This window comes from Pseudomonas sp. KH_050, from assembly GCF_057838875.1.
This window is the reverse complement of the sequence record NZ_CM174478.1, coordinates 5,564,563-5,588,652: the sequence shown is the minus strand read 5'-3', so window position 1 is coordinate 5,588,652 and position 24,090 is coordinate 5,564,563. Positions and strand designations below refer to the sequence as shown.

Annotated in this window: 19 protein-coding genes; 13 read left to right on the top strand and 6 right to left on the bottom strand. The window is 59.2% G+C overall.

Annotated features, from left to right (window positions below; translation table 11 throughout):
* Nucleotide 1: 1 nt before the first annotated feature.
* On the bottom strand, nucleotides 2-1,381 hold the full coding sequence (gene xseA, locus AC3IUA_RS25655; protein WP_489362480.1) for an exodeoxyribonuclease VII large subunit: 1,380 nt from the start codon (nucleotides 1,379-1,381) through the stop codon (nucleotides 2-4).
* A gap of 185 nt (nucleotides 1,382-1,566) precedes the next feature.
* Between xseA and AC3IUA_RS25650 the strand changes: the two genes are divergently transcribed.
* The 4 genes from AC3IUA_RS25650 (at nucleotide 1,567) to guaA (ending at nucleotide 6,384) form a co-directional block, all read left to right on the top strand.
* Complete coding sequence (locus tag AC3IUA_RS25650) at nucleotides 1,567-2,334, top strand: sulfite exporter TauE/SafE family protein (RefSeq protein WP_489357639.1); 768 nt, start codon at nucleotides 1,567-1,569, stop codon at nucleotides 2,332-2,334.
* A gap of 93 nt (nucleotides 2,335-2,427) precedes the next feature.
* Complete coding sequence (locus AC3IUA_RS25645) at nucleotides 2,428-2,976, top strand: sugar ABC transporter ATPase (RefSeq protein WP_489357638.1); 549 nt, start codon at nucleotides 2,428-2,430, stop codon at nucleotides 2,974-2,976.
* A 256-nt stretch (nucleotides 2,977-3,232) separates the two neighbouring features.
* On the top strand, nucleotides 3,233-4,702 hold the full coding sequence (gene guaB, locus AC3IUA_RS25640; protein WP_489357637.1) for an IMP dehydrogenase: 1,470 nt from the start codon (nucleotides 3,233-3,235) through the stop codon (nucleotides 4,700-4,702).
* 104 nt (nucleotides 4,703-4,806) lie between these two features.
* Nucleotides 4,807-6,384, top strand: a complete 1,578-nt coding sequence (gene guaA / locus AC3IUA_RS25635; protein WP_489357636.1) for a glutamine-hydrolyzing GMP synthase — start codon at nucleotides 4,807-4,809, stop codon at nucleotides 6,382-6,384.
* A 108-nt stretch (nucleotides 6,385-6,492) separates the two neighbouring features.
* On the opposite strand, the gene AC3IUA_RS25630 is transcribed toward guaA, so the two are convergent.
* A complete protein-coding gene (locus AC3IUA_RS25630; RefSeq protein ID WP_489357635.1) occupies nucleotides 6,493-9,537 on the bottom strand; it encodes a membrane-targeted effector domain-containing toxin in 3,045 nt (1,014 codons plus the stop codon).
* A 264-nt stretch (nucleotides 9,538-9,801) separates the two neighbouring features.
* Between AC3IUA_RS25630 and AC3IUA_RS25625 the strand changes: the two genes are divergently transcribed.
* Together AC3IUA_RS25625 and AC3IUA_RS25620 are read left to right on the top strand one after the other, a co-directional pair.
* Nucleotides 9,802-10,080: a hypothetical protein gene (locus tag AC3IUA_RS25625; RefSeq protein WP_489357634.1), complete on the top strand. Its 279-nt coding sequence runs from the start codon at nucleotides 9,802-9,804 to the stop codon at nucleotides 10,078-10,080.
* A 4-nt stretch (nucleotides 10,081-10,084) separates the two neighbouring features.
* Nucleotides 10,085-10,603, top strand: coding sequence for a helix-turn-helix transcriptional regulator (locus tag AC3IUA_RS25620; RefSeq protein WP_489357633.1), 519 nt, complete (start codon nucleotides 10,085-10,087; stop codon nucleotides 10,601-10,603).
* 10 nt (nucleotides 10,604-10,613) lie between these two features.
* On the opposite strand, the gene treR is transcribed toward AC3IUA_RS25620, so the two are convergent.
* Nucleotides 10,614-11,318 carry a trehalose operon repressor gene (treR, locus tag AC3IUA_RS25615; RefSeq protein ID WP_489357632.1) on the bottom strand — a complete coding sequence of 235 codons (705 nt, stop codon included), beginning with the start codon at nucleotides 11,316-11,318 and terminating at the stop codon, nucleotides 10,614-10,616.
* 204 nt (nucleotides 11,319-11,522) lie between these two features.
* Here treR and treP point away from each other — a divergent pair, with 204 nt between their 5' ends.
* The 5 genes from treP to AC3IUA_RS25590 all read left to right on the top strand — a co-directional run bounded on the left by treP (nucleotide 11,523) and on the right by AC3IUA_RS25590 (nucleotide 18,999).
* Nucleotides 11,523-12,965, top strand: coding sequence for a PTS system trehalose-specific EIIBC component (gene treP / locus AC3IUA_RS25610; protein ID WP_489357631.1), 1,443 nt, complete (start codon nucleotides 11,523-11,525; stop codon nucleotides 12,963-12,965).
* A 68-nt stretch (nucleotides 12,966-13,033) separates the two neighbouring features.
* Entirely contained in the window at nucleotides 13,034-14,680 is a 1,647-nt protein-coding gene (gene treC / locus AC3IUA_RS25605; RefSeq protein WP_489357630.1) for an alpha,alpha-phosphotrehalase, read from the top strand.
* A gap of 102 nt (nucleotides 14,681-14,782) precedes the next feature.
* Nucleotides 14,783-16,006 carry a maltoporin gene (locus AC3IUA_RS25600; RefSeq protein ID WP_489357629.1) on the top strand — a complete coding sequence of 408 codons (1,224 nt, stop codon included), beginning with the start codon at nucleotides 14,783-14,785 and terminating at the stop codon, nucleotides 16,004-16,006.
* A 156-nt stretch (nucleotides 16,007-16,162) separates the two neighbouring features.
* On the top strand, nucleotides 16,163-18,700 hold the full coding sequence (gene ptsP, locus AC3IUA_RS25595) for a phosphoenolpyruvate--protein phosphotransferase (protein ID WP_489357628.1): 2,538 nt from the start codon (nucleotides 16,163-16,165) through the stop codon (nucleotides 18,698-18,700).
* Nucleotides 18,701-18,702: 2 nt separating this feature from the next.
* Entirely contained in the window at nucleotides 18,703-18,999 is a 297-nt protein-coding gene (locus tag AC3IUA_RS25590; RefSeq protein ID WP_489357627.1) for a PTS sugar transporter subunit IIB, read from the top strand.
* Nucleotides 19,000-19,056: 57 nt separating this feature from the next.
* Here AC3IUA_RS25590 and AC3IUA_RS25585 read toward each other — a convergent pair whose 3' ends face one another.
* The 3 genes from AC3IUA_RS25585 to AC3IUA_RS25575 are packed head-to-tail and all read right to left on the bottom strand — an operon-like array spanning nucleotide 19,057 to nucleotide 21,457.
* Entirely contained in the window at nucleotides 19,057-19,470 is a 414-nt protein-coding gene (locus AC3IUA_RS25585) for a DNA polymerase III subunit chi (RefSeq protein ID WP_489357626.1), read from the bottom strand.
* A 7-nt stretch (nucleotides 19,471-19,477) separates the two neighbouring features.
* Nucleotides 19,478-19,906, bottom strand: coding sequence for a DNA polymerase III subunit chi (locus tag AC3IUA_RS25580; RefSeq protein WP_489357625.1), 429 nt, complete (start codon nucleotides 19,904-19,906; stop codon nucleotides 19,478-19,480).
* Nucleotides 19,907-19,966: 60 nt separating this feature from the next.
* Nucleotides 19,967-21,457, bottom strand: coding sequence for a leucyl aminopeptidase (locus AC3IUA_RS25575; RefSeq protein ID WP_489357624.1), 1,491 nt, complete (start codon nucleotides 21,455-21,457; stop codon nucleotides 19,967-19,969).
* Nucleotides 21,458-21,776: 319 nt separating this feature from the next.
* On the opposite strand from AC3IUA_RS25575, the gene lptF reads away from it, so the two are divergent.
* Nucleotides 21,777-22,898: an LPS export ABC transporter permease LptF gene (gene lptF, locus AC3IUA_RS25570; RefSeq protein ID WP_489357623.1), complete on the top strand. Its 1,122-nt coding sequence runs from the start codon at nucleotides 21,777-21,779 to the stop codon at nucleotides 22,896-22,898.
* Nucleotides 22,891-23,952, top strand: a complete 1,062-nt coding sequence (gene lptG / locus AC3IUA_RS25565) for an LPS export ABC transporter permease LptG (protein WP_489357622.1) — start codon at nucleotides 22,891-22,893, stop codon at nucleotides 23,950-23,952. Before lptF ends, lptG begins: the two co-directional genes overlap by 8 nt.
* Nucleotides 23,953-24,090 lie beyond the last annotated feature (138 nt).

Genomic DNA, 24,090 nt, shown 5'->3' with positions numbered 1-24,090 from the left:
ATCAATCCAGTAAAGAAAGGGTGACGGGCGTCAGGTGGTTGTCTTCGACTCGAACCTGCAATTCGCCCTCGCCGAGTCTGGCCTTCAGGCGCTGACCGGGGTGGGTTTGGGCGGCGCTGCGAATGGCCTGGCCGCGTTCATCCAGCAGGATGCTGTAACCACGAGCGAGGGTCGCCAGCGGACTGACCACATGCAGCGTTTGCATCTGGCTCTGCAATTGCAGGCGACGGGCCTTCAGGCCTTCGCGCATCGCCCGGGGCAAGCGTTCGGCAAGGCTGTCGAGGCGCTGGCGCAAGAGCGCCAGCTGGCGACCCGGATGCTGCCCGGCGAGACGGGTTTCCAGGCGGATCAAGCGCTCGCGGCGGGTATTGAGGCTGCGCTCGAAAGCGCGGCGCATGCGCATGTCCAGGTCGTCCAGGCGTTGCGCTTGCTGGCGCAGACGTTCACCGGGATGGCGCAAGCGCCGAGCCATGCCTTCCAGGCGCAGGCGATCGCGCATCAGCCGGTCACGGATGCGCATCACCAGGCGGCGGTGCAGGCTTTCGACCCGGCGTAGCAGGTCGCTGGAGTCCGGCGCGAGCAGTTCGGCGGCGGCGGAGGGCGTCGGTGCGCGGACGTCGGCGACAAAGTCGCTGATCGACACATCGGTTTCATGGCCGACGGCACTGACGATCGGCGTCACGCAGGCATCTATCGCACGGGCGACTGCTTCTTCGTTGAAGCACCAGAGGTCTTCCAGAGAACCACCGCCGCGGGCCAGGATCAGCGCGTCGAAGCCACGGGCGTCGGCCAGTTTCAATGCGCGGACGATCTGCGCCGTGGCTTCGCGGCCTTGTACGGCGGTCGGGATCAGGGTCAGTCGGACTTGCGGCGCGCGACGGCTGAAGACACTGATGATGTCGCGTATCACCGCGCCGGTCGGCGAACTGATGATGCCGATACGTTGCGGATGGGCGGGCAGCGGCACTTTGCGTTCAGCGCTGAACAGGCCCTCGGCACTGAGTTTTTCCTTCAAGGCATCGAATGCCAGACGCAGCGCGCCATCACCGGCCGGCTCCACGGTGTCGAGAATCAGTTGATAGTCGCCACGGCCTTCGAACAACGACACCTTGCCGCGCACCTTCACCGCCAAGCCATCTTTCAATGCTTGACGAACCCGCGCAGCGTTCTGCCGGAACAGCGCGCAACGCACCTGCGCGCCGCTGTCCTTGAGGGTGAAATACACATGGCCGGAAGCCGGGCGGGCGAGGTTGGAGATTTCGCCTTCGACCCAGATGTTGCTGAACACATCTTCCAGCAACACCCGCGCACGGCCGTTGAGCTGGCTGACAGTCAGGACTTCGCGGTCGAGGCCGAGTCTTGCAAAGGGGTCTTTAATCATGGGGCGCATGATAAAGGCATTTGACCGACAATCTCTACGGTCATGCAATCCCCCGTAGGAGCTGTCGAGCGCAGCGAGGCTGCGATCTTTCCCCCGTCGCCGCAGAACAAAAGCAAGATCAAAAGATCGCAGCCTGCGGCAGCTCCTGTACGTTAATCAAAAATGAGACCAAGGATGTCGTACCCATGAGTGTTGTCGCACTGTTGAATCAATGGCCGTTCGGCGCGATGGATTGGTTGCTGATCGAGCTGGGAGTGGCCCTGGCCTACATCGTGTTCGGCGTCGCCGGTTTTGGCACGGCGCTGGTGGCCGGGCCGATTCTGATTTTGTTCTTGCCGTTGTCGAAGATCGTGCCGCTGTTGGTGCTGCTGGACTTTGTCGCGGCGTTCGGCAACTTGCTGCCGTCGCGGCGAGAGGTGGCCAGGCCCGAATTGTTGCGCTTGCTGCCGTGTATGGCGCTGGGCTGCACGTTGGGGGTGATCTTCCTGCTCAACCTCAAGTCCGATGTGTTGCTGCTATTGATGGGGCTGTTTATCAGTGCTTATGCGATCTACAGCCTCGCGGTTAAAATTCGTCCCGCTCAACTGGCGGCCGGTTGGGCGATTCCGATGGGCACGGTGGGCGGGTTGTTTGGCGCCTTGTTTGGCAGCGGCGGCTTTTTATATGCAATTTATTTGAACAGCCGTTTGTCCAAGGATGCGGCGCGAGCGACCCAGAGTGCGTTGATCAGTTGCAGCACGGTGGTGCGTTTGAGCCTGTTTTTGCTCGCCGGGGTGTATGCCGAGCTACCCTTATTGTTACTGGCTCTGTGTTTACTGCCGGCAATGGCGCTGGGCTTGTGGATCGGCCGCCGCTTGATCATGAAGCTGTCCCGCGAGGCGTTTGTGCACCTGGTGACCTGGCTGGTACTGGCCAGCGGCATTGCCTTGATCAGCCGTTATCTGAGTACTTGACCTGATTTCGTCAAGGATTAAGCTGCCGGCCCTCAGATCCTGTGGCGAGGATCATCATTGGTCATTATCCAGAACTGCTCCAGGCCCCACCCCATGAATTCCCAAAGCATTATCGTCCCGAAAATTTCCACACTGCCGGTGCATGAACCCCGGGCACGGGCGATCGTGCGCTGGCTGGTGCGCAAGAACATCATCGAAGCCGAACTGAGCACCTGCGGTCGCACCGGCAACCGCATGGCCCATGCCATTGCGCCGGGTGCCCGCGATGTGGTGCTGCACCCGGAGGCGTTGCCTTTTGGTGAGCCAATCAATGGCCTGGAGATCATCACCAAGCGCTGCATTTACACGCCGGCCAAGGGTTTTCTCGAAGAAGCCGGCTGCGCCGAATGCCGAAAAGAAGTGGGTGAAGCCCTGTTCGACAGCCTGGAGGACTGGATGCCCGGGCGTACCGACAACTTCATCTGCCCGGAATGCGGCCATGAAGACGACATCAATGGTTTTCTGTTCTTGCAGGAATGCGGTTTTTCCAACCTGGGTTTTATCTTCAATAACTGGGCCGAGGCGGGATTCAAGCAGAGCTTTATCGACGAGTTCGCCGACTGGCTTGATCAGCCTGTTACTTGGGTCAAGGTCGAACTGTAGGCATTGGGGAAGTCTGGGATCTTTTCAGCGGATAATTGAGGTTATGAAGAGGGGGCGAAGATCAAAAGATCGCAGCCTTCGGCAGCTCCTACGGGATTTGTGTACATGCGCGATATCCCGGGTGTATTCGGTCGGCGTAGGGGCGGTGATACCCGTATATCCGCAATGCCGATAATAGACAGAGTTTTACATTGAGCCCAGGGGGGTGTCTGAGTATAATGGCGCGCTTCCATTTTCCCGCTCGGGAGCCCCCGCGATGCTGCGTATCAGCCAAGAAGCTCTGACATTCGACGACATTCTCTTAGTGCCCGGTTATTCCGAGGTGCTTCCTAACGAAGTCAGTCTCAAGACCCGCCTAACCCGTGGCATCGAGCTGAATATTCCCCTGGTTTCTGCCGCCATGGACACCGTTACTGAAGCCCGTCTGGCAATTGCCATGGCTCAGGAAGGTGGCATCGGCATCATCCACAAGAACATGACCATCGAGCAGCAAGCTGCCGAAGTGCGCAAGGTCAAGAAGTTCGAAGCCGGTGTCGTCAAGGACCCGATCACCATCGAGGCTGACGCCACGGTTCGTGACCTGTTCGAACTGACCCGCCTGCACAACATTTCCGGCGTCCCGGTACTGCACGATGGCGACCTGGTCGGCATCGTCACTTCCCGTGACGTGCGTTTCGAGAACCGTCTGGACGCCACCGTCCGTGAAGTGATGACGCCTAAAGAGCGTCTGGTCACGGTCAAGGAAGGCGCCAACAAGAATGAAGCACGCGAGCTGTTGCACAAACACCGCATCGAACGCGTGCTGATCGTCGACGACAAATTTGCCCTCAAAGGCATGATGACTGTCAACGACATCGAAAAAGCCAAGGCCTACCCACTGGCCAGCAAGGACGACCAGGGTCGTCTGCGTGTCGGCGCTGCGGTCGGTACCGGTAAAGACACTGGTGATCGCGTCGCTGCTCTGGTCAATGCCGGTGTAGACGTAGTGGTGGTCGATACCGCCCACGGCCATTCCAAAGGCGTGATCGACCGCGTTCGCTGGGTCAAGGAAAACTTCCCGCAAGTGCAGGTCATTGGCGGCAACATCGCCACCGGCGCTGCCGCCAAGGCTCTGGCTGAAGCCGGCGCCGACGCCGTCAAGGTCGGTATCGGCCCAGGCTCGATCTGCACCACGCGTATCGTTGCCGGTGTCGGCGTGCCGCAAATCAGCGCTATCGCCAACGTCGCCGCGGCCCTTGAAGGCACCGGCGTGCCGTTGATTGCCGACGGCGGCATCCGGTTCTCCGGTGACCTGTCCAAGGCCATCGTGGCCGGTGCTTCCTGCGTGATGATGGGCTCGATGTTCGCCGGTACGGAAGAAGCCCCGGGCGAGATCGAACTGTTCCAGGGTCGTTCGTACAAGGCTTACCGCGGCATGGGTTCGCTGGGTGCCATGTCTCAGGCCCAGGGTTCCTCCGACCGCTACTTCCAGGACTCTTCCGCGGGTGCCGAGAAGTTGGTGCCGGAAGGTATCGAAGGTCGCGTTCCGTACAAGGGCAGCCTGAGCGCGATCATCCATCAGCTGATGGGCGGCTTGCGTTCTTCGATGGGTTACACCGGCAGTGCCGACATTGAAGAAATGCGCACCAAGCCTGAATTCGTGCGCATCACCGGCGCTGGCATGGCTGAATCCCACGTCCACGACGTGCAGATCACCAAAGAAGCTCCAAACTATCGCGTAGGTTGATAGTGATCGCCTTCAGGTTCAGTCCTGAAGGTGATTGATGACTTTAGTAACCGGGGCTGTTTTCTTCAGCCCCGTGTCGTTTCTGAAATTAGACGAGAATGACCATGGCCCTCGACATTCACGCCCACCGCATCCTGATCCTCGACTTCGGTTCCCAGTACACCCAGCTGATCGCCCGCCGCGTGCGTGAAATCGGCGTGTACTGCGAACTGCATCCGTTTGACATGGATGACGAGGCGATTCGCGAATTCGCCCCGCGCGGGATCATCCTCGCCGGCGGCCCGGAGTCCGTGCACGTAGCCGACAGCCCGCGTGCGCCGCAAGCCGTTTGGGACCTCGGTGTACCGGTCTTCGGTATCTGCTACGGCATGCAGACCATGGCTGAACAGCTGGGTGGTCGTGTGCAAGGTTCGGATCTGCGTGAGTTCGGTTACGCCCGCGTCGACGTGGTCGGCAAGAGCCGCGTACTCGATGGCATCGAAGACCATGTCGATGCCGATGGCGTCTTCGGCCTTGATGTATGGATGAGCCACGGTGACAAAGTCACCGAGATCCCGGCAGGCTTCCATATTCTGGCCAGCACCCCGAGCTGCCCGATCGCTGGCATGGCCGACGATACCCGTGGCTACTACGGCGTGCAGTTCCACCCGGAAGTGACCCACACCAAGCAGGGCGGTCGCATCCTCTCGCGCTTCATCCTCGACATCTGCGGCTGCGAAGCCCTGTGGACGCCGTCGCACATCGCTGAAGACGCCATCGCGCAAGTCCGTGCCCAGGTCGGTACTGACAATGTGCTGCTCGGCCTGTCCGGCGGCGTTGACTCCTCGGTAGTGGCTGCGCTGTTGCACAAGGCCATCGGCGACCAATTGACCTGCGTTTTTGTCGACAACGGTCTGCTGCGTCTGCACGAAGGCGAGCAAGTGATGGCCATGTTCGCCGAGAACATGGGCGTCAAAGTGATTCGCGCCAATGCTGCCGACCAGTTCCTCGATAACCTCGCAGGCGAGTCGGATCCCGAGAAGAAGCGCAAGATCATCGGCCGTACTTTCATCGACGTGTTCGATGCCGAATCCTGCAAACTCGACAACATCAAGTACCTGGCCCAAGGCACTATCTATCCGGACGTGATCGAGTCGGCTGGCGCGAAAAGCGGCAAGGCTCATGTGATCAAGTCGCACCACAACGTGGGTGGCCTGCCGGAAGAAATGAACCTCAAGCTGGTTGAACCCCTGCGCGAGCTGTTCAAGGACGAAGTCCGTCGTCTGGGCCTGGAACTCGGCCTGCCGTACGACATGGTCTACCGCCACCCGTTCCCGGGCCCGGGCCTGGGCGTGCGGATCCTCGGTGAAGTGAAGAAGGAATACGCCGACCTGCTGCGTCGCGCTGATCACATCTTCATCGAAGAACTGCGCAAGGCCGACTGGTACCACAAGGTCAGCCAGGCGTTCGTGGTATTCCAGCCAGTGAAGTCGGTCGGCGTGGTCGGCGATGGCCGTCGTTACGCCTGGGTCGTGGCCCTGCGTGCTGTGGAAACCGTCGACTTCATGACCGCCCGCTGGGCACACCTGCCGTACGAGCTGCTGGAAACCGTCAGTGGCCGGATCATCAATGAAATCGAAGGCATCTCCCGCGTCACCTACGACGTGTCGAGCAAGCCGCCAGCGACCATTGAGTGGGAGTGATCCTGCGCTAGCGCCCCGGCAAACAGGGCGTTAACCGATCAAACAGAACCCCGGCTCAGGCCGGGGTTTTGTTTTTTTACGTTTTACTTCTGCTGAGTGAACAGGCAATCAACGGACGAATTTCATGCCCATATGTTCGAGTGCGCTGACAAACTCCGCGAGGCTGGAAAAACGTTGGCTGCTGATCGACCATTTGGGGCGCTCTATGTACAGATGCCCTCGATCACTTTGGATGGCGGTGCGCACGATGGAGCCGTCGTTGCTGCGGTGAACGAGAAACGGTCTGCCTGAGGTATGTTCAAGGGTAAACATGCCGCGTTGAGGAAGGCGTTTTTCAATGGGTTGAATCGGCGCCACCCGTTCAGGGATCTCCATTTGCAATCTCAGATCATTTTTTACTTGGACTTGCTCCAGTTCGTTGGTGGCGAACCTTCCCGGGTCCACTTCAATACCGCTGGATTGTCCCGGTGCAACATCCTCGATACGCAAGCCGATCCCGCCTTCCAGTTCGCTGAGCCCCGGCACGCCATTGAAGGTATTGGCATGGCTTTCGCCGACCAGGGCGACCCAGTTATGGGCGCCTCGTGCCGCTTGATCGGCGTTGATGATGAGGTGGGAAAAGTAATTCATCATTTTTTGCCGATAGTTCTGAGCCGGCTCTTCCAGACCGGTGACTCGGTAACTGCTCATGCAGTCGATGGCCTGGATGCGGATATGGTTCTCTTGAGCGGATTTGACCACTTCAAGAAAGGTGTACCGCCCGCTGGGGTCGGTTCGATGACCTTCATCCAGTTCTTTCAGGTAACGCTCGAGGTCTTCCGGCATTTTTCCAGTACGGAAGAAGGTATCGAGGTCCGCCTGATGAAAGTCCGTCAGCAGATGTTCCATATAGAGCGTTTTGACTTTTTGTTTGGCCAGTAACTCCATGTTCTCGATCAGGAACTGTTTGCTGCCGACGGTGGAGTGATTTTCGCCAATCACCAGGGCGCGACTGTTCTCGAAAACTCGCTTGATGATGTCTTTGGCTTTGGTGGCGGGATTGAATAGGGGGATTTCTGCTCTGGCTGGCAAGCCTGGATGGGCAAAGTAGGCAGAGGCGTCCGTGTGCAAGCTACGGCGCAAAGACTTGAACTTTGATAAGCCGTCCTCTGGGTTCTTCAGATTGACAGTATTGTCACTCAGGTTACGGTCTGGAACACGACCATTGGCAGCCTCTTTCAATTCGTCTCGAAACGCCGCAGGCACGTCGTATGTCGTGGGGGGCAATTCGATATCAGGCAGCGTTCCACTGGCTTGTCCCCAGGGCTTCTTGCCGAAAATCCGCCCGCCACCTTTCAAGCCGAGACCGGGGATCGGCTCCCACCGGTTATAGGCATTCAAGCGTACCGGGACATTGCGATAGAAGGAGTAAGGGTTTGCCGGGTCGATGATGACCCAAGTGTTCATCTGGGCAACGTAGCGGACTTCGAAATGACTGGAGGACGCGCCATGACTCATCAAGATGTAGTTTTTGCCTTTGGGTGTTTCAAGAATGTAAAAGTACTTTTTTTCCCTGAAACCGGTATAGATGGGTTCTGTTATTTCGGTCTTGAAGGGTGTAAGAAAATCGTCCTGCTCGACCGGGTAAACGCGGCCGGGGGTTAGTTCTTCGAGGGTGGGGAGGGCGGCTTGGGGGATGGCTGCTTCAGCCAGTTTTTCTTCGGGGGCGATGAACTCATTGGCCTCGGCAATCTCCGGCAGTGCACCGCTGCCTTTGAGGAACGTGGCATTGAACAGTGTGTCCACGGCCGCGAAGATGGCGCTAATGACGGCCGCTTTGCGTTCCGAGAGGGTGTTAGCGTTCACCGCTTGATCGATATTCAACCCGACGTTGGCAACACCGGCACCCACCACCACCAGCGCCACCGGCCAACCGACTGCGGCCAATGGACCAAAAACCCGGTTGAAGGCATTGAGGTAGCCTATCCATAGCTTCTTCCTCAATTCGCCATTGGAATGCATCAGATAGTTGGCATCACTGATCATGCGCGCTTGTGTGGCCTGGCTCAAAAATGTGAAGGCATCTGTGGTGATCCTCTCCTCCGTGGAGTTGAGCAAGTGATGATTGCCGTGTTGCCAGGTGCTGAAGAGCAGATCCAGCATGGCGTTCAGCCCGACTTGCTCGTGATCGGGCCGCTCTTTGCGTTTTGGTAGCAAACTTGCAAAAGGAGAGCCCAGCGAAGCCCCCACCTCAAGAACCGACAGCCAAAAATCGGTATTGACGTTGTCCTGGGTTATGTCGTGATCCGCCAGCTGAAAATGTGACATCAGTCGCTGCCGCCCCGCAGTGTCCTTGGCCAACGACAATAGCCACCAATGCAGATCCCTGGGAGTCTCGAATGCGTGAAATCCCCAGACTTCTCCCGGTACGTAGATGATTTGCCGACCGTTGCGATCAACGATACGCAGGATATCGGTAGCGAAGAACTCGCCTATTTCGAGTTTGCAAATGCGCAGCCCATCGACCGCCGGAGCGTCCGCTTGCAACATGTCGAGGGTGACCGGCCAGGAAATGTTTCCGGCTGCGGCCTTGATGACTGTCCTGAAATTATCGTCGGATAGCCTTCCGCTTTCCCGGTCTTCCATCGCTTTGGCAATAAAACTGCACTTGGCCAATGCCCTGAAATGTCCGGCGTGGTTTTTCCAGAACGAAGTCAGCTTATCGTTGTAGCGTGATTTGAAATTGATCGCCCAGAAGTCGTTGAGCACCTCATTGCCATGCAGGTGGATATCGTTGGTTTCATTGTATGTTCCGGCATCCGGGCCGGCGCGATAAAAACCGCCGTAAGAGTCGAGCAGGTCCGCATTGTCCTGATCATGAACATCGAAGCGTTTGATCACCAATTGCGGCAGGGTCAGCGATTGATGGGGTATGCCAAAGTGCTCCCAACCGGTAAAGGCCTTGGGATTGCTCGCTGTGGTGTTGTTGAAACGATGCCAATAGACCGTTTCCGGCTCAATGTTGTGAATGCCGTGCTTGTCGAGAATCTCCTGAGCGGCCTCCCGGGCCATGGAATACATATCCGGGCAGGCATCCACCAACTCGGGAATCAATGCCTTGAGCTTCATTGCGTCTGCGGCATTGGGCAGGGGCGGGGTTTGATTGCTGTTCATATCTCTCTCTCCTTGAGAAAACTTGAAAACAAAGCTTGGCAAAAAATCAGGGAAGCAGAATCGGTTTTGTGTAAGTGGAAACTTCGCAATAACCTGAAAGACATAAGGCATTTCCACTTTCAGTCTCGTCTGTACTCTGCGCAGATCATCGTCCAGCCCTATCCGAACGGTTTTCGAAGCTCACACTTCTGATTGGGGGGAAGTGGATTTTTTCAGGTTGTCATTTGACAACCTGTCGATACTTGACGAGACTGGAGGCTATGGATGGCTCGTGCATCTCACCCAAAAAAAGAAATCGAAATGGCCCTGCGTCATGCCGAAGAACGAGGCTGGCGAATAGAAGTCGGCGGCAGTCACGCCTGGGGAAAGATCTACTGCCCTTTCAGAAATGACCTCTGCCGCTGTGGCGAGTTCTGTATCACCAGCGTGTGCAGCACGCCGAGGAACCCTTTCAATCACGCGAGGGCACTACGGCGAGTGGTTGATAACTGTACGCAGCAGCAGGTGACTGATGGGAAAACAGCACCTCGACTCAAGGAGTAATTCAATGGACTACATTTTCACCCTCAAGTATCAACTCGCAGAGTGCAATTGCGATTCCGACGAGTTGGTCGAACGGCTATACGCCGCAGGCTGCGATGATGCGTTGGTCGGTCTCGGATTGCAGGGCCGGTTGGCGTTGGAATTCACCCGCGAGGCGGTGACGGCCGAAACGGCGCTGTTGAGCGCGCTGATGGACGTCAAGCGCATCATTCCTGACGCTCGTTTGGTGGAGGTAGCGCCGGACTTCGTCGGTTTGACGGATATTGCCGACATCGTCGGGGTTTCGCGGCAGAACATGCGCAAACTGATGCTGACCCATTGCAACAGCTTCCCATTGGCCGTGCATGAGGGCAAGACATCGGTCTGGCACCTGGCCGAGGTTTTGAGCTGGCTGGATGCGAAGGGCGGTTACAGCCTTGAACAACCGGTGATCGACGTCGCCCGGATCGCGCAAAGCGTCAATGTTGCAAAGGAGTCACGCCGGGTCGTGGCCCTGAGCGCCGAGTGGCAGGCGCTGGTTTGATGCACACCTCTCAGCGGCGTGCCACGTCCGAGAAATAGAACTTGTCCAGGGTATGCCGCGATTCGGTGTACTCGAACTGCCGGCCGTCCTGCAAAAAGGTCTGGTTGCTCACCACGATCACATGGCTCTGGCCGTCAAGGTCCAGGTGCTGCTGGTCATCCTTGCCCCGTGGTACGGCTTCGATGGTCCGCTGCGCATAGCTGATCTGCAGTTGCAGGGTCTGTTCGATGAAGGCGTAGATCGAATGTTCGGCGATCTCGCGGTTCAACCCCGGTATCAGGTCGGCGACGAAGTGGTTGATGTCGAGAATCACCCGTTTGCCTTCGATTCGCCGTACACGTTTGATCCGCGTGATCAAGCTGCCCTCTGGAGCCTGGATGTGTTCAAGCAGGGCGCCTTCGAGGGGGATCTGGCTGAACTCCACGACCTCGGTGCTGACGTCGTTGCCCAGCCGTGGGTAGGTTTCCTGGAAACTGACGATTCCCCCCAACTGAAATTCGATCGGTGCCGGTGACAGGACGAACGTGCCCTTGCCATGGACTTTCTGTGCGAAGCCGCGCTCCTGAAGTTGCTCGATGGCCTTGCGCACAGTGCCGCGGCTGGCCTGGTAGCTGTCCATCAGTTCGGTTTCGGAGGGCAACCTGGCGCCACGTTCCAGACGTTCGGTGGTGATGCTGGCAAGCAGATCGGTGTAGATCTGGTTGTATTTACTCATGGGATGGCTCTGTGCCGCTGTACTCAAGGCTTGGAACCTTAAGGGCAGGGCTGGGGTTTGTCCATTTATGGCTGATCGTAAAAAATATTTCTCAACTCGTCTGTACGAGTTATTGCTTTAACTCGTACAGACGAGTATTTTTCGTTTCGGCGTGCTGCCAATAACGCTCTCCAATAACAAGAAGCTAAAACGGAAGAAAAAAGCATGAGCCACGACTACCCGACTATCGTCAGCGAGATCCTGCAAAGCCTCGGCGGTACAGACAACCTCGAACAGGCTGCGCACTGCGTGACCCGTCTGCGCCTGGCGTTGACAGACCCGAGCCTGGTCAACAACGCCACACTGAACCAGATCGACCTGGTCAAAGGTTCGTTCTTCACCGGCGGTCTGCTGCAAATCGTCATCGGCCCCGGTGAAGTGGAGAAGGTCTACGCCGCGTTGCGTCAACAGACAGGTCTCGCGGCCTCGACCATCGCCGACGTCAAACAGAAGAGCGCCGAGAAGATCAATCCCATGCAGCGCCTGGTGCGAGTGTTCTCCGATGTGTTCATGCCGATCCTGCCGGCGCTGATCATTGCCGGCCTGCTGATGGGCATCAACAACCTGATGGGTGCCAAGGGCATGTTCATCGAAGGCCAGACCCTGCTGGAGGCCTACCCGGACCTGGACGGTGTCTGGAGCCTGATCAACCTGATGGCCAACACCTCGTTCGTATTCCTCCCGGCATTGGTCGGCTGGTCGGCGGCCAAGCGTTTTGGTGGCAGTGAGATTCTCGGCATTGTGCTGGGCCTGATGCTGGTCCACCCGGATCTGCTCAATGCCTGGAACTACGGCAAGGCGGTTGCCGGCCTTGACGGTCAGAGCCTGCCTTACTTCGACATCCTCGGTCTGTTCCGGATCGAGAAGGTCGGGTATCAGGGGCAGATCCTGCCGATCCTGCTGGCGGCCTGGGTCATGAGCACTATCGAGAAGTGGTTGCGGGCGCGAGTACCGAACGCCATTCAGCTGCTGGTGGTGCCAATCACCACCATCGTGGTCACCGGTGTGTTGGCGCTGGCGGTGATCGGTCCGGTCACCCGGCACCTGGGCATCCTCATCACCGAAGGTATGGTCCTGCTGTTCGATCTGGCGCCGATGGTCGGCGGGGCGATCTTCGGCCTGCTCTATGCGCCGCTGGTGATCACCGGTATGCACCACATGTTCCTCGCCGTGGACCTGCAGCTGATCTCGACCCAGGGCGGTACCTTCATCTGGCCGATGATCGTCATGTCCAACCTCGCCCAAGGCAGTGCGGCACTGGCGGTGTTCTACATGACCCGCAATGTGCGGGACAAAAGCATGGCCTCGACTTCGGCGATTTCCGCTTACTTCGGTATCACCGAGCCGGCGATGTTCGGGGTCAACCTGCGCTACAAGTTTCCATTCTACGCCGCCCTGATCGGCTCGGCGCTGGGCAGCATTTTCCTGTCGCTGAACAAAGTCCAGGCCTCGGCGATTGGTGTCGGCGGGCTACCGGGTTTCATCTCGATCATCCCGCAATTCATCCCGATGTTCGTGATCGGCATGGTGATCGCGATGGTGGTGCCGTTTGTGCTGACCTGTGGCTTGAGCATGAAGATTGTGCGCCCCGGATACCGGGTCGCCTGATAGATCGTATCGCCCGTCTCGCGATGAGGCCGGTAGGGCCACCGCAAAATTAATTGGAGAAACACGCCATGCAAGACTGGCAACGTTCGGTGATCTACCAGATCTACCCGAAGAGTTTTTACAGCCACGCCGGCAAAGCCACTGGCGATTTGCTCGGGGTAGTCGCCAAGCTCGATTACCTGCACTGGCTAGGCGTCGACTGCCTGTGGATCACGCCGTTCCTGCGTTCACCGCAACGCGATAACGGTTACGACATCAGCGACTACTACGCCATCGACCCGAGCTACGGGACCATGGCCGACTGTGAATTGCTGATTGCCGAGGCGGGCAAACGCGGTATCAAGCTGATGCTCGATATCGTGGTCAACCACACCTCCATCGAGCATCAGTGGTTCCAGCAGGCGCGCAGCAGGCTGGATAACCCGTACCGCGACTTCTACATCTGGCGCGATCAGCCGAACAACTGGGAGTCCAAGTTTGGCGGTTCGGCCTGGGAGTACGAAGCGCAAACCGGCCAGTACTACCTGCACCTGTTCGACCACACCCAGGCCGACCTGAACTGGGACAACCCGCTGGTGCGCGCCGAAGTCTTCAAGATGATGCGCTTCTGGCGTGACAAGGGGGTCGGCGGTTTTCGCCTGGACGTGATCAATCTGATTTCGAAACCGGCGGATTTTCCCGAGGACCAGAGTGACGGTCGGCGCTTCTACACCGACGGCCCCAACGTTCATCAGTACTTGCAGGAAATGCACCGTGAAGTCTTCGAGGGCCATGACCTGATCAATGTCGGCGAGATGTCTTCCACCAGCCTCGAGCACTGCATTCGTTACTCGCGTCCTGAGTCGAAAGAACTGTCGATGACCTTCAACTTTCATCATTTGAAAGTCGATTACCCGAACCTGCAGAAATGGATTCGCGCCGATTTCGATTTCCTTGACCTCAAGCGCATCCTCTCCGACTGGCAGACCGGCATGCAAACCGGTGGCGGCTGGAACGCGCTGTTCTGGTGTAACCACGATCAGCCACGGGTGGTCTCGCGCTTCGGTAATGACCGCGAACACCGGGCGGTCTCGGCGAAGATGCTTGGTACGGCGTTGCACTTCCTGCAAGGCACGCCGTTCGTGTACCAGGGTGAAGAGCTGGGCATGACCAATCCGGGGTTCGATCACATCGACCATTACCGCGATGTCGAGACGCTGAACATCTATCGGCTCAAGCGTGAGGCCGGAGAATCCGAGACGGAAAACATGGCGGCGATCATGCAGAAGTCCCGGGACAACAGCCGCACGCCGATGCACTGGAATGCTCAGCCACATGCCGGTTTCAGCACCACCGAACCGTGGATCGGCGTGCCGGAAAACGCGGCGCTGATCAACGTCGAACAGCAGCTCGAAGACCCGGCGTCGGTGCTGCATCACTATCGCCAGCTGATCGCTTTGCGCCGCAGCGAGCCGCTGATCCAGGAAGGTGTCTATCGCCAGCTGTTGCCCGAACACCTGCAAGTCTGGGCCTACCTGCGTGAAGGTAAGGGCGAGCGTCTGCTGGTGCTGAACAACTTCTACGCCACGACCTGCGACGTCGAACTGCCGGAAGGGGTGATCAGCGACGCGATGGCGCAACGCCTGGTGATCAGCAACTACGCGGACTGCCCAGTCCGCAATCGGCAGGTGTTCCTACGGCCCTATGAGTCGTTCGTGCTGCATCTGACTGAATAACCGGAAAAACCCTTCGTTTTAGATCGGCTCGCATGACTCGTGCGCGGGGAAGTTGCGCCCGAAGATTGGCAGACCAACACAATAAAAATAATGGAGCGGCTCTTGAAAACAACAATAATTCGCAGCTTTGCAGCATCGTGCGTATGCCTGGCATTGCCTTTCCCGGCCCAGGCACTGGAGTTCTCCGGTTACTTGCGCAGCGGTGTGGGGACTTCGGTCAACAGCAGTTCGCAGTCATGTTTTCAGTTACCTGGCGCACAGACGAAATACCGCTTGGGCAACGAGTGCGAACAGTACGGGGAACTGGAGTTGCGCCAGGACTTGTTCACTCTCGACGACGGTTCGGTGCTCAGCGTCGACGGTATGGCATCGCTGTACAACCAGTACGACCGCAGCCTGACCTTCAACGGCGATAACGGCTCGGTGCGCATGCCGCAGCTGTACGCGCAGTGGTCGAAGATGCCCAGCCTCAATGGCGGTTCATTGTGGGCCGGTCGGCGTTACTACAAACGCAATGACATCCATATTTCCGACTTCTACTACTGGAACCAGAGCGCCACCGGCGGCGGCATCGAGGATGTGTTGATCGGCGATTTGAAATACAGCTACGCCTTCTCGCGCAAGGACAACCTGTACCAGAAGGATTACATCAATCGGCACGACTTCAATGTCGCCGGGTTCAACACCAACCCCGGTGGCGCGCTGGAGTTCGGCCTGAGCTATATCGACAAGCCGGACAGTCGCGACGCGCACCGTGGCTGGGCGATTACCACCCAACATGTGCAGAGCGGTTTTCTCGGCGGCAAGAACAAGCTGGCTTTTCAGTACGGCGAAGGCCCGGGTACCGGCCTTGGCTACACTGGCAATGTCCGGCTCGATGACAGCAACAAGAGCTACCGCCTGGTGGAGTTCTTCGACTGGCAGGTGACCCCGCGTTTCGGTGGTCAGGTCGAGGCGGTCTATCAGAAAGACATTCGCCCGGACGGCAACGATCAGAACTGGTTTTCCGTTGGCATTCGCCCGGCCTATGCCCTCACGGAGCAGTTCAAACTGGTCACCGAGCTGGGACACGATCAGGTCGAGGCCCCAGGCGGCACGCGCAAGCTGAGCAAGTTCACCTTCGCACCGACCTGGTCACCTAACGGCCCGGATTTCTGGGCACGCCCGGAAGTGCGCCTGTACTACACCTATGCCAGCTGGAACCAGGCGGCCAAACGTGCGGCCAATCAATTGGCGGCGGGTTCGGCGTTGTCCGACACCGGAGCTTTCGGCAGGGCGCGGCATGGTTCGAACGTTGGATTGCAGGTCGAGTATTGGTGGAAATAACGGTGCCGTCCGAAGAACCCGTAGGAGCTGCGTAGGAGCTGTCGAGTGAAACGAGGCCGCGATCTTTCCAGGTCCACTTGAGTCCCAAGCGAAAGATCAAAAGATCGCAGCCTTCGGCAGCTCCTACCTCTAGACATTAAAACAGCAGGTGAAGTCATGGCCACAACCCAACATTTGCAACTGCTAGCCCCCCTGTCCGGGGTGCTGATGCCGCTTGATCAAGTGCCGGATCCGGTGTTCTCCAGTCGCCTGATCGGTGATGGCCTGTGCATTGATCCGACCTCGCAAACCCTCTGCGCACCCATGGCCGGAGTGATCAGTAATCTGCCGCGCAGTGGCCATGCGGTCAGCATCACCGACGACAGCGGCGTGCAGGTGTTGATGCACATCGGTCTGGATACGGTGAATCTCTCGGGGAAGGGCTTCACGCGGCTGGTGGACGAGGGGCAGCGGGTCGAGGCCGGGCAGGCCTTGATCGAATTCGACGCCGACTACATCGCCTTGCATGCCCGCAGCTTGCTGACCTTGATGCTGGTGGTCAGCGCCGAGCCCTTCAGCCTGCTGACGCCGGACAGCGGATTGGTCGAAAGCGGGCAGCCACTGTTGCGTTTGAATCTGGCCGGCCAGCCGGCCGATGCGGCGCTGGCGCCAGAGGGAGAAGCACTGTTTTCGGGGGCGGTGACCCTGTCCAACCCGAACGGTTTGCATGCCCGTCCCGCGGCAGTATTCGCTCAGGCGGCGAAGGGCTTTGCGGCGAACATTTGCCTGCATAAGCAACAGGCCAGTGCCAACGCCAAATCCCTGGTAGCGATCATGGCGTTGCAGACCGCCAAGGGCGATACCTTGCAGGTCAGTGCGGTGGGCGAAGATGCCGAATTGGCGATCAAGACCCTCGTCGAGTTGCTGGCAGCAGGTTGCGGTGAAGCAATCTCGGTGCCGGTTGCAAGTGAGCCGGTTGCTGTCGTTGAAGCGCCTTCGTTGAAGGTCTTGCGGGGTGTATGTGCCTCGCCCGGCTCGGCGTTCGGCCGGGTGGTGCAGGTCGCTGAGCAAACTCTGGAGGTGGCTGAATTCGGTGCCGATCAAGCCGATGAACGCAGGCATCTGGAGCGTGGGTTGTTCCAGGCAACGCAAGCACTGCAGGGGCTACGCGACAACGCGACAAGCGATGCGCAAGCGGAGATCTTCAAAGCCCATCAGCAGCTGCTGGAAGACCCGAGCCTGGTGGAGCAGGCCTACACCTTGATCGCTGAAGGGAAAAGCGCCGCGTTCGCCTGGCGCACCTCGACCGAGGCCACGGCCGAACTGTTCAAACAACTCGGTAGCGCGTTGCTGGCCGAGCGCGCGGTGGACCTGGCGGACGTCGGCCAGCGGGTCCTCAAATTGATTCTTGGCGTGCAGGACAGCGTCTGGGTGTTGCCGGACCAGGCGATCCTGATTGCCGAGCAACTCACTCCTTCGCAGACCGCCGGCCTCGATACCAGCAAGGTATTGGGCTTTGCCACCGTGGGCGGCGGCGCCACCAGTCACGTGGCGATTCTCGCCCGGGCCTTTGGCTTGCCGGCTTTGTGCGGGCTGCCAATCCAGGCGCTGTCGCTGGAGAGCGGCACTCAAGTCTTGCTCGATGCCGATAAGGGCGAATTGCAGCTGGACCCTGATCTGTCGGCTATCGAACAGCTGCAGACCAAACGTCAGCAGCAACGCCAGCGGCATCAGCGCGAACTCGAGCAGGCTGCGCTGGCGGCTTGTACTCGCGACGGCCATCACTTCGAGGTGACGGCCAACGTCGCCTCGTTGCCTGAAGTTGAACAAGCGATAGCGCTGGGAGGCGAGGGTGTCGGTCTGCTGCGTTCGGAGTTTCTGTACCTGGAACGCAACCACGCACCCAGCCATGACGAGCAAGCGGCTACCTACAGCGCGATCGCCCGCGCGCTGGGGGCGGAACGCAATCTGGTGGTGCGCACCCTGGACGTCGGCGGTGACAAGCCGCTGGCCTACGTGCCGATGGACAGCGAGGCCAACCCCTTTCTAGGCATGCGCGGGATTCGCCTGTGCCTGGAGCGTCCCGAGCTGTTGCGTGAGCAATTTCGAGCGATTCTGAGCTGCGCCGGGCTGGCCCGTCTGCACATCATGCTGCCGATGGTCAGTCAGTTGTCCGAACTGCGCATGGCTCGGCAGATGCTCGAAGAGGAGGCGCTGGCACTGGGGCTCAAGGCGTTGCCCAAGCTCGGCATCATGATTGAGGTGCCGGCCGCGGCATTGATGGCTGATCTGTTCGCCGCCGAAGTGGACTTCTTCTCCATCGGCACCAACGACCTGACCCAGTACACCCTGGCCATGGACCGCGACCATCCGCGGTTGGCCTGCCAGGCGGACAGCTTTCATCCGGCGGTGCTGCGCCTGATCGCCAGCACCGTGAAAGCCGCCCATGCCCACGGCAAGTGGGTCGGCGTGTGTGGCGCGCTGGCCTCCGAAGCGTTGGCGGTGCCGCTGTTGCTCGGCCTGGGGGTGGATGAGCTGTCGGTCAGTGTGCCGTTGATTCCGTCCATCAAGGCGACGATTCGCGAACTCGACCTGAGGGATTGCCAGGTCATCGCGCAACAAGTCCTGAGCCTGGAGAGCGCCGAACAGGTACGTGAAACCTTGCACCGGCATCAACAGACCGCGGTCGTCAGCTCATTGGTCCTGGAGAATTGAATATGTTGAAAAAATTACAGCGTGCTTTCTGGAAAGCCCTGACACCGGATCTGGTGGTGGACCAACCCACGGCGCTTGCGCAGCCTGTCGCGGCGACACTCCTGGAACCAGGCATTGTGGCGGCACTGGGAGGGGAGAGTAACCTCAAGTCGCAACAACGCATTGCCCTGACACGAGTGCGGGTGGAACTGCACGATCAGGCGCAGATGGACCTGATGGCCCTGCGTGTGGCCGGTGTGCCGGGGGTTATGCCATTGGCGGGAGGGGTGGTGCATTTAGTGCTGGGGTTGCCGGCGTAACCCAACCGGATGGCCAGAGGACAAGCCCCTGGCCACGATAAACCGGTGTTACGAGAATCAGGCTTGGTACTGGCTCAACAACCGTTCCATCCGCGCGTCGAGGCGGCGTTTGATTTCGGTTTCGATATGCGGCGCGAAGTCGTCGATCACATCTTGCATGATCAATTGGGCGGCGGCGCGCAGTTCGTCGTCCAGGTGCAGGAGGGCGTCGGGACCTTTGGCGGCGACCGGTGCCGGGGCGGGCTGTGGTGCTGCGACTGGTTTTGGCGCCGGTTGCTCAGGTGCAGGTTCGTGGCTTTCAGCAGGCGTTTGGCCACCCACTATCTCGTACAGCATGGGGATCTGCACATCGTTGGTAACCATGTCGGTCAGCAGCGGTGGTTGCAGGTTGTCATCGCCGAGCAGTTGGCGGATCGACTCAAGGTCATCCAGCAGGTGCGCGGACTTTTGCTGCGTGTTTGGAGTGTCCATCGGGTGCTCAGAGTCGCTGTAGACGGTGATCTTGCAGAGGATAGCCCTGTTCACGGTAGAAACGGAAACTCTCCCGTGCGGCCTGACGAATAGCAGGGTCTTCGACCACCACTTCTGCCACACGGGCGAAGCGCTGGGCAAATGCCGGGACTTTCAGGTCCAGATTGACCAACAGATCCGAATGCTGCCCGGGATCTTCGCCAAGTCCCAGAACAATCAGCCCGTCCGGTTCGCTTTCGGCAGGACCATGGGGCACGAAGCTCTCGCCCTTGAAACTCCACAAGCGTGCATCGAGATCGTCACGCTGGGCCGCATCGCTGCAGTGCAGGTAGATCCTGTGACCCATGCGCCAGGCCTTTTCGGTGAGTTTGCAGGCGAAGTCCAGGCGCGCGGAAGGATCGGCGCTGGGCAGAATGTAGAAGTCGACTTTGGTCATTACGGGTCCTGACGCCCGGCCTGCGTCATCCACGGATGCTGCAGGCCGGGGTCTTCAGTTTCAGGCTTTGGCGCGGTCCAGCAGGTACTGGGTCAGCAACGGAACCGGACGGCCAGTGGCACCCTTGTCCTTGCCGCCGCTGGTCCAGGCAGTCCCGGCGATGTCCAGGTGCGCCCAGTTGTATTGTTTGGTGAAGCGCGACAGGAAGCAGGCGGCCGTGATGGTGCCGGCTTTCGGGCCGCCGATGTTGGCCATGTCGGCGAACGGGCTGTCCAGCTGTTCCTGGTACTCGTCGAACAGCGGCAGTTGCCAGGCGCGATCGTCAGCTTGCTGGCCGGCGCTCAACAGTTGCCCGATCAGCTCGTCGTTGTTGCCCAGCAGGCCAGAGGTGTGGGCCCCCAGCGCGACCACGCAAGCACCGGTCAGGGTGGCGATGTCGATCACGGCCTGTGGCTTGAAGCGTTCGGCGTAGGTCAGGGCATCGCACAGCACCAGACGGCCTTCGGCGTCGGTATTGAGGATTTCCACGGTCTGTCCGCTCATGGTGGTGACGATGTCGCCCGGACGAGCCGCGCCGCCGCTCGGCATGTTCTCGGCACAGGCCAGGATGCACACCAGATTGATCGGCAGCTTCAGTTCGAGCACCGCATGCAGGGTGCCGAACACGCTGGCCGAGCCGCCCATGTCGTACTTCATCTCGTCCATGCCGGCGCCCGGTTTGAGGCTGATACCGCCGGTGTCGAAGGTGATGCCTTTACCGACCAGCACGTAAGGCTTCTCGGATTTCTTGCCACCCTGGTAGTTCATGACGATCAGGCGAGGCGGCTGATCGCTGCCCTGGCCAACGGCATAGAATGCGCCCATGCCCAGATCTTTGATTTTCTTCTCGTCGTGAATCTCGACCTTCAGGCCTTTGTGCGCCTTGCCGAGGTTTTTCGCCTGTTCGGCGAGAAAGCTCGGGTGGCAGATGTTCGGTGGCAGGTTACCCAGGTCGCGGGTGAATGCCATGCCGCCGGCGATAGCCTGGGCGTGGGTCACGGCACGTTCGACTTCGGCTTGCGCGGCCTTGATGGTCAGCAGGGTGATTTTCTTCAGGGCGCGCGGTTCGGTTTTCTGGCTCTTGAACTGCTCGAAGAGGTACTCGCCGTCCACCAGGGTTTCGGCCAGCAGGCGTGTCTTGCCATAGCTGTCACGGCCCTGGACGATCACTTCGTCCAGCGCCAGTGCTGCGTCGCTGCCGCCCAGGCCTTTGAGGGTATTGAGCAAGCCACTGATGATTTTGCGGAACGGGCGATCACCCAGTTCGGCGTCTTTACCGATACCCACCAGCAGTACGCGGTCGGCCTTGAGGTTAGGCAGGCTGTGCAGCAACAGGCTCTGGCCAACTTTGCCGGCCAGGTCGCCGCGTTTGAGGACTGCGCTGATGGCGCCGCCGCTGAGATCGTCGAGTTGTTTGGCGACTGTGCCGAGCTTGCGGCCTTCGCCGATGGCGACCACCAGAGTGGCAGTCTTCAACGTTTCTGGGCTAACGCTTTTTACAACCAGTTCCATGTCCGGGTCCCTGAATAAATGGTCAAAGTGCGCGGTGCTCAAAGGCGTGCGCCTGGCTTATCTATATAAAGCCTGGTTATCAAAGGCGCCGGTACGTGCCGGCGACAAAGCCGCCAGTTTGAACCTCGCCGACCGAGGCTGACAACCCTGACATGAGCGAACTTCGCTGCATTACATGCCAGCTTGAGCGTGTGCAGTGACAGGCGCACCCAATCACAGGATAATGCGCCATCTTTTTCGGCGGCCCCGCTATACGAGCCGGCCCCGAGTGTGTTTGCTTGTTTGGCCGCCTTAGCCTGACAACCCTGGAGTGTCTGGTTTGATTGTCTTCCGTTATCTGTCCCGAGAAGTCCTGTTGACCTTGAGCGCCGTCAGCGCCGTCCTGCTAGTGATCATTATGAGCGGACGTTTCATCAAGTACCTGGCTCAGGCTGCCTCGGGCGCCCTGGACCCAGGATCGCTGTTCCTGATCATGGGTTTTCGCCTGCCAGGTTTCCTGCAACTGATTCTGCCTTTGGGGCTGTTCCTCGGTATTTTGCTGGCTTACGGCCGGCTGTACCTGGAAAGCGAAATGACCGTGCTCTCCGCCACAGGCATGAGCCAGCAGCGTTTGCTGGGCATGACCCTGTTCCCGGCCACGTTGGTGGCGCTGGTGGTGGCGTGGTTGAGTCTGAGCCTGGCGCCGCAAGGGGCGAACCAGTTCCAGCTGCTGATCAACAAACAGGATGCGCTGACCGAGTTCGATACCCTGGTGCCGGGTCGCTTCCAGTCGTTGCGCGATGGCACTCGCGTGACCTACACCGAGCAACTGTCTGATGATCGCGCCAATCTGGGGAGCGTATTCATTTCGCAAAAGAATACTTCCTCCGACAAGAGCAAGGAGCGTGGCATCTCGGTTCTGGTTGCCCAGAGCGGGCGTCAGGAAGTCCAGAAGGACGGTAACCGTTACCTGATTCTCGAGAATGGCTATCGCTACGACGGTAATCCGGGGCAGGCGGACTATCGTGCCATCAAGTACGACACCTATGGCGTGCTGCTGCCCAAGCCGGATGTCAGTGACGAAGTGACCGATCGCGATGCGATGCGGACCCGGGACCTGCTGGCCAACGACGACCTGCGTTCGAACACCGAGCTGCAATGGCGGCTTTCACTGCCGCTGCTGGTATTTATCGTGACCTTGATGGCGGTGCCCTTGTCTCGGGTCAATCCTCGCCAGGGTCGTTTCCTCAAGCTGCTTCCGGCAATTCTTCTTTATATGGCTTATTTGACCATCCTGATCGCCGCCCGTGGTGCGCTGGAAAAAGGCAAGATTCCACCAGCGCTGGGTTTGTGGTGGGTGCATGCGATCTTCCTGTCCATCGGTCTGGGGTTGCTGTACTGGGAGCCGCTGCGCCTGAAGCTGGCGAGTCGCCGCGGTGCGCTGGAGGTGGCCCGTGGATAAGCTCGATCGCTACATCGGTAGCAGCGTGTTCATGGCCATTGTCGCGGTCCTGGGGATTATTCTCGGTCTGGCGTCATTGTTTGCGTTCATCGATGAGATGGGCGACGTCAGCGATACCTACACCTTGCTCGATGTCTTGAGTTTCGTGCTGCTGACCGCGCCGCGGCGGGTCTACGACATGTTGCCGATGGCCGCCTTGATCGGCTGTCTGATCGGCCTGGGCAGCCTGGCCAGTGCCAGCGAACTGACCATCATGCGCGCTGCCGGGGTGTCCATCGGTCGGATCGTCTGGGCGGTGATGAAGCCGATGCTGGTGCTGATGCTGGCGGGCGTGCTGGTCGGCGAGTACGTGGCCCCGGCCACGGAAAACATCGCGCAGGCCAATCGTTCCCTGGCTCAGGGCGGCGGTGAAGCGCAAAGCGCCAAGCATGGTTTGTGGCACCGTCAGGGCGACGAGTTCATTCACGTCAACTCGGTGCAACCCAATGGCCTGCTGTACGGTGTAACCCGTTATCGCTTCGACGATCAGCGCCACATGCTGTCCTCGAGTTTTGCCAAGCGTGCGAAGTTCAATGAGGACTATTGGACATTGAGCGATGTCACCACCACGCTGTTCCATGACGGCAGTACCGAAGTCGTCACCTTGCCCGAAGAGCGCTGGGAAGTGGCCTTGAGCCCGCAGTTGCTCAGTACTGTGGTGATGGCGCCGGAATCGCTGTCGATCAGCGGCTTGTGGGGTTACATCCACTACCTGGCCGACCAGGGCTTGAACAATGGTCGCTACTGGCTGGCATTCTGGGTCAAAGTGTTGCAACCGTTGGTCACCGCCGCGCTGGTGCTAATGGCGATTTCGTTCATTTTCGGCCCGTTGCGTTCGGTGACCCTCGGTCAGCGGGTGTTCACCGGCGTGCTGGTGGGCTTCACCTTCCGTATTGCCCAGGATCTGCTGGGGCCGTCGAGCCTGGTGTTCGGTTTCTCGCCGCTATTTGCGGTGTTGGTACCGGCCGGCATCTGCGCATTGGCCGGGATCTGGCTATTGCGACGAGCTGGCTGATAGCGGTTTCGCCCTGCATTGGCGGGTTAAAAGCGCCCCGGTCGAAAGGCCGGGGCGCTTTTGCATGTGCGCGGTTCACAGGCAAACGTGACGCTAGGGCCGCGAATCAGGTACAATTCCCGGCTATTTTTCGGCGGG

What these genes read in the sequence shown, in the direction of transcription:
- ptsP (WP_489357628.1), top strand. Translation starts at nt 16,163, where the DNA reads ATGGCCACAACCCAACATTTGCAACTGCTAGCCCCCCTGTCCGGGGTG.
- AC3IUA_RS25585 (WP_489357626.1), bottom strand. Translation starts at nt 19,470, where the DNA reads ATGGACACTCCAAACACGCAGCAAAAGTCCGCGCACCTGCTGGATGAC.
- AC3IUA_RS25630 (WP_489357635.1), bottom strand. Translation starts at nt 9,537, where the DNA reads ATGAACAGCAATCAAACCCCGCCCCTGCCCAATGCCGCAGACGCAATG.
- AC3IUA_RS25625 (WP_489357634.1), top strand. Translation starts at nt 9,802, where the DNA reads ATGGCTCGTGCATCTCACCCAAAAAAAGAAATCGAAATGGCCCTGCGT.
- treR (WP_489357632.1), bottom strand. Translation starts at nt 11,318, where the DNA reads ATGAGTAAATACAACCAGATCTACACCGATCTGCTTGCCAGCATCACC.
- AC3IUA_RS25580 (WP_489357625.1), bottom strand. Translation starts at nt 19,906, where the DNA reads ATGACCAAAGTCGACTTCTACATTCTGCCCAGCGCCGATCCTTCCGCG.
- treC (WP_489357630.1), top strand. Translation starts at nt 13,034, where the DNA reads ATGCAAGACTGGCAACGTTCGGTGATCTACCAGATCTACCCGAAGAGT.
- guaA (WP_489357636.1), top strand. Translation starts at nt 4,807, where the DNA reads ATGGCCCTCGACATTCACGCCCACCGCATCCTGATCCTCGACTTCGGT.
- AC3IUA_RS25620 (WP_489357633.1), top strand. Translation starts at nt 10,085, where the DNA reads ATGGACTACATTTTCACCCTCAAGTATCAACTCGCAGAGTGCAATTGC.
- AC3IUA_RS25650 (WP_489357639.1), top strand. Translation starts at nt 1,567, where the DNA reads ATGAGTGTTGTCGCACTGTTGAATCAATGGCCGTTCGGCGCGATGGAT.
- AC3IUA_RS25645 (WP_489357638.1), top strand. Translation starts at nt 2,428, where the DNA reads ATGAATTCCCAAAGCATTATCGTCCCGAAAATTTCCACACTGCCGGTG.
- AC3IUA_RS25590 (WP_489357627.1), top strand. Translation starts at nt 18,703, where the DNA reads ATGTTGAAAAAATTACAGCGTGCTTTCTGGAAAGCCCTGACACCGGAT.
- treP (WP_489357631.1), top strand. Translation starts at nt 11,523, where the DNA reads ATGAGCCACGACTACCCGACTATCGTCAGCGAGATCCTGCAAAGCCTC.
- AC3IUA_RS25575 (WP_489357624.1), bottom strand. Translation starts at nt 21,457, where the DNA reads ATGGAACTGGTTGTAAAAAGCGTTAGCCCAGAAACGTTGAAGACTGCC.
- guaB (WP_489357637.1), top strand. Translation starts at nt 3,233, where the DNA reads ATGCTGCGTATCAGCCAAGAAGCTCTGACATTCGACGACATTCTCTTA.
- xseA (WP_489362480.1), bottom strand. Translation starts at nt 1,381, where the DNA reads ATGATTAAAGACCCCTTTGCAAGACTCGGCCTCGACCGCGAAGTCCTG.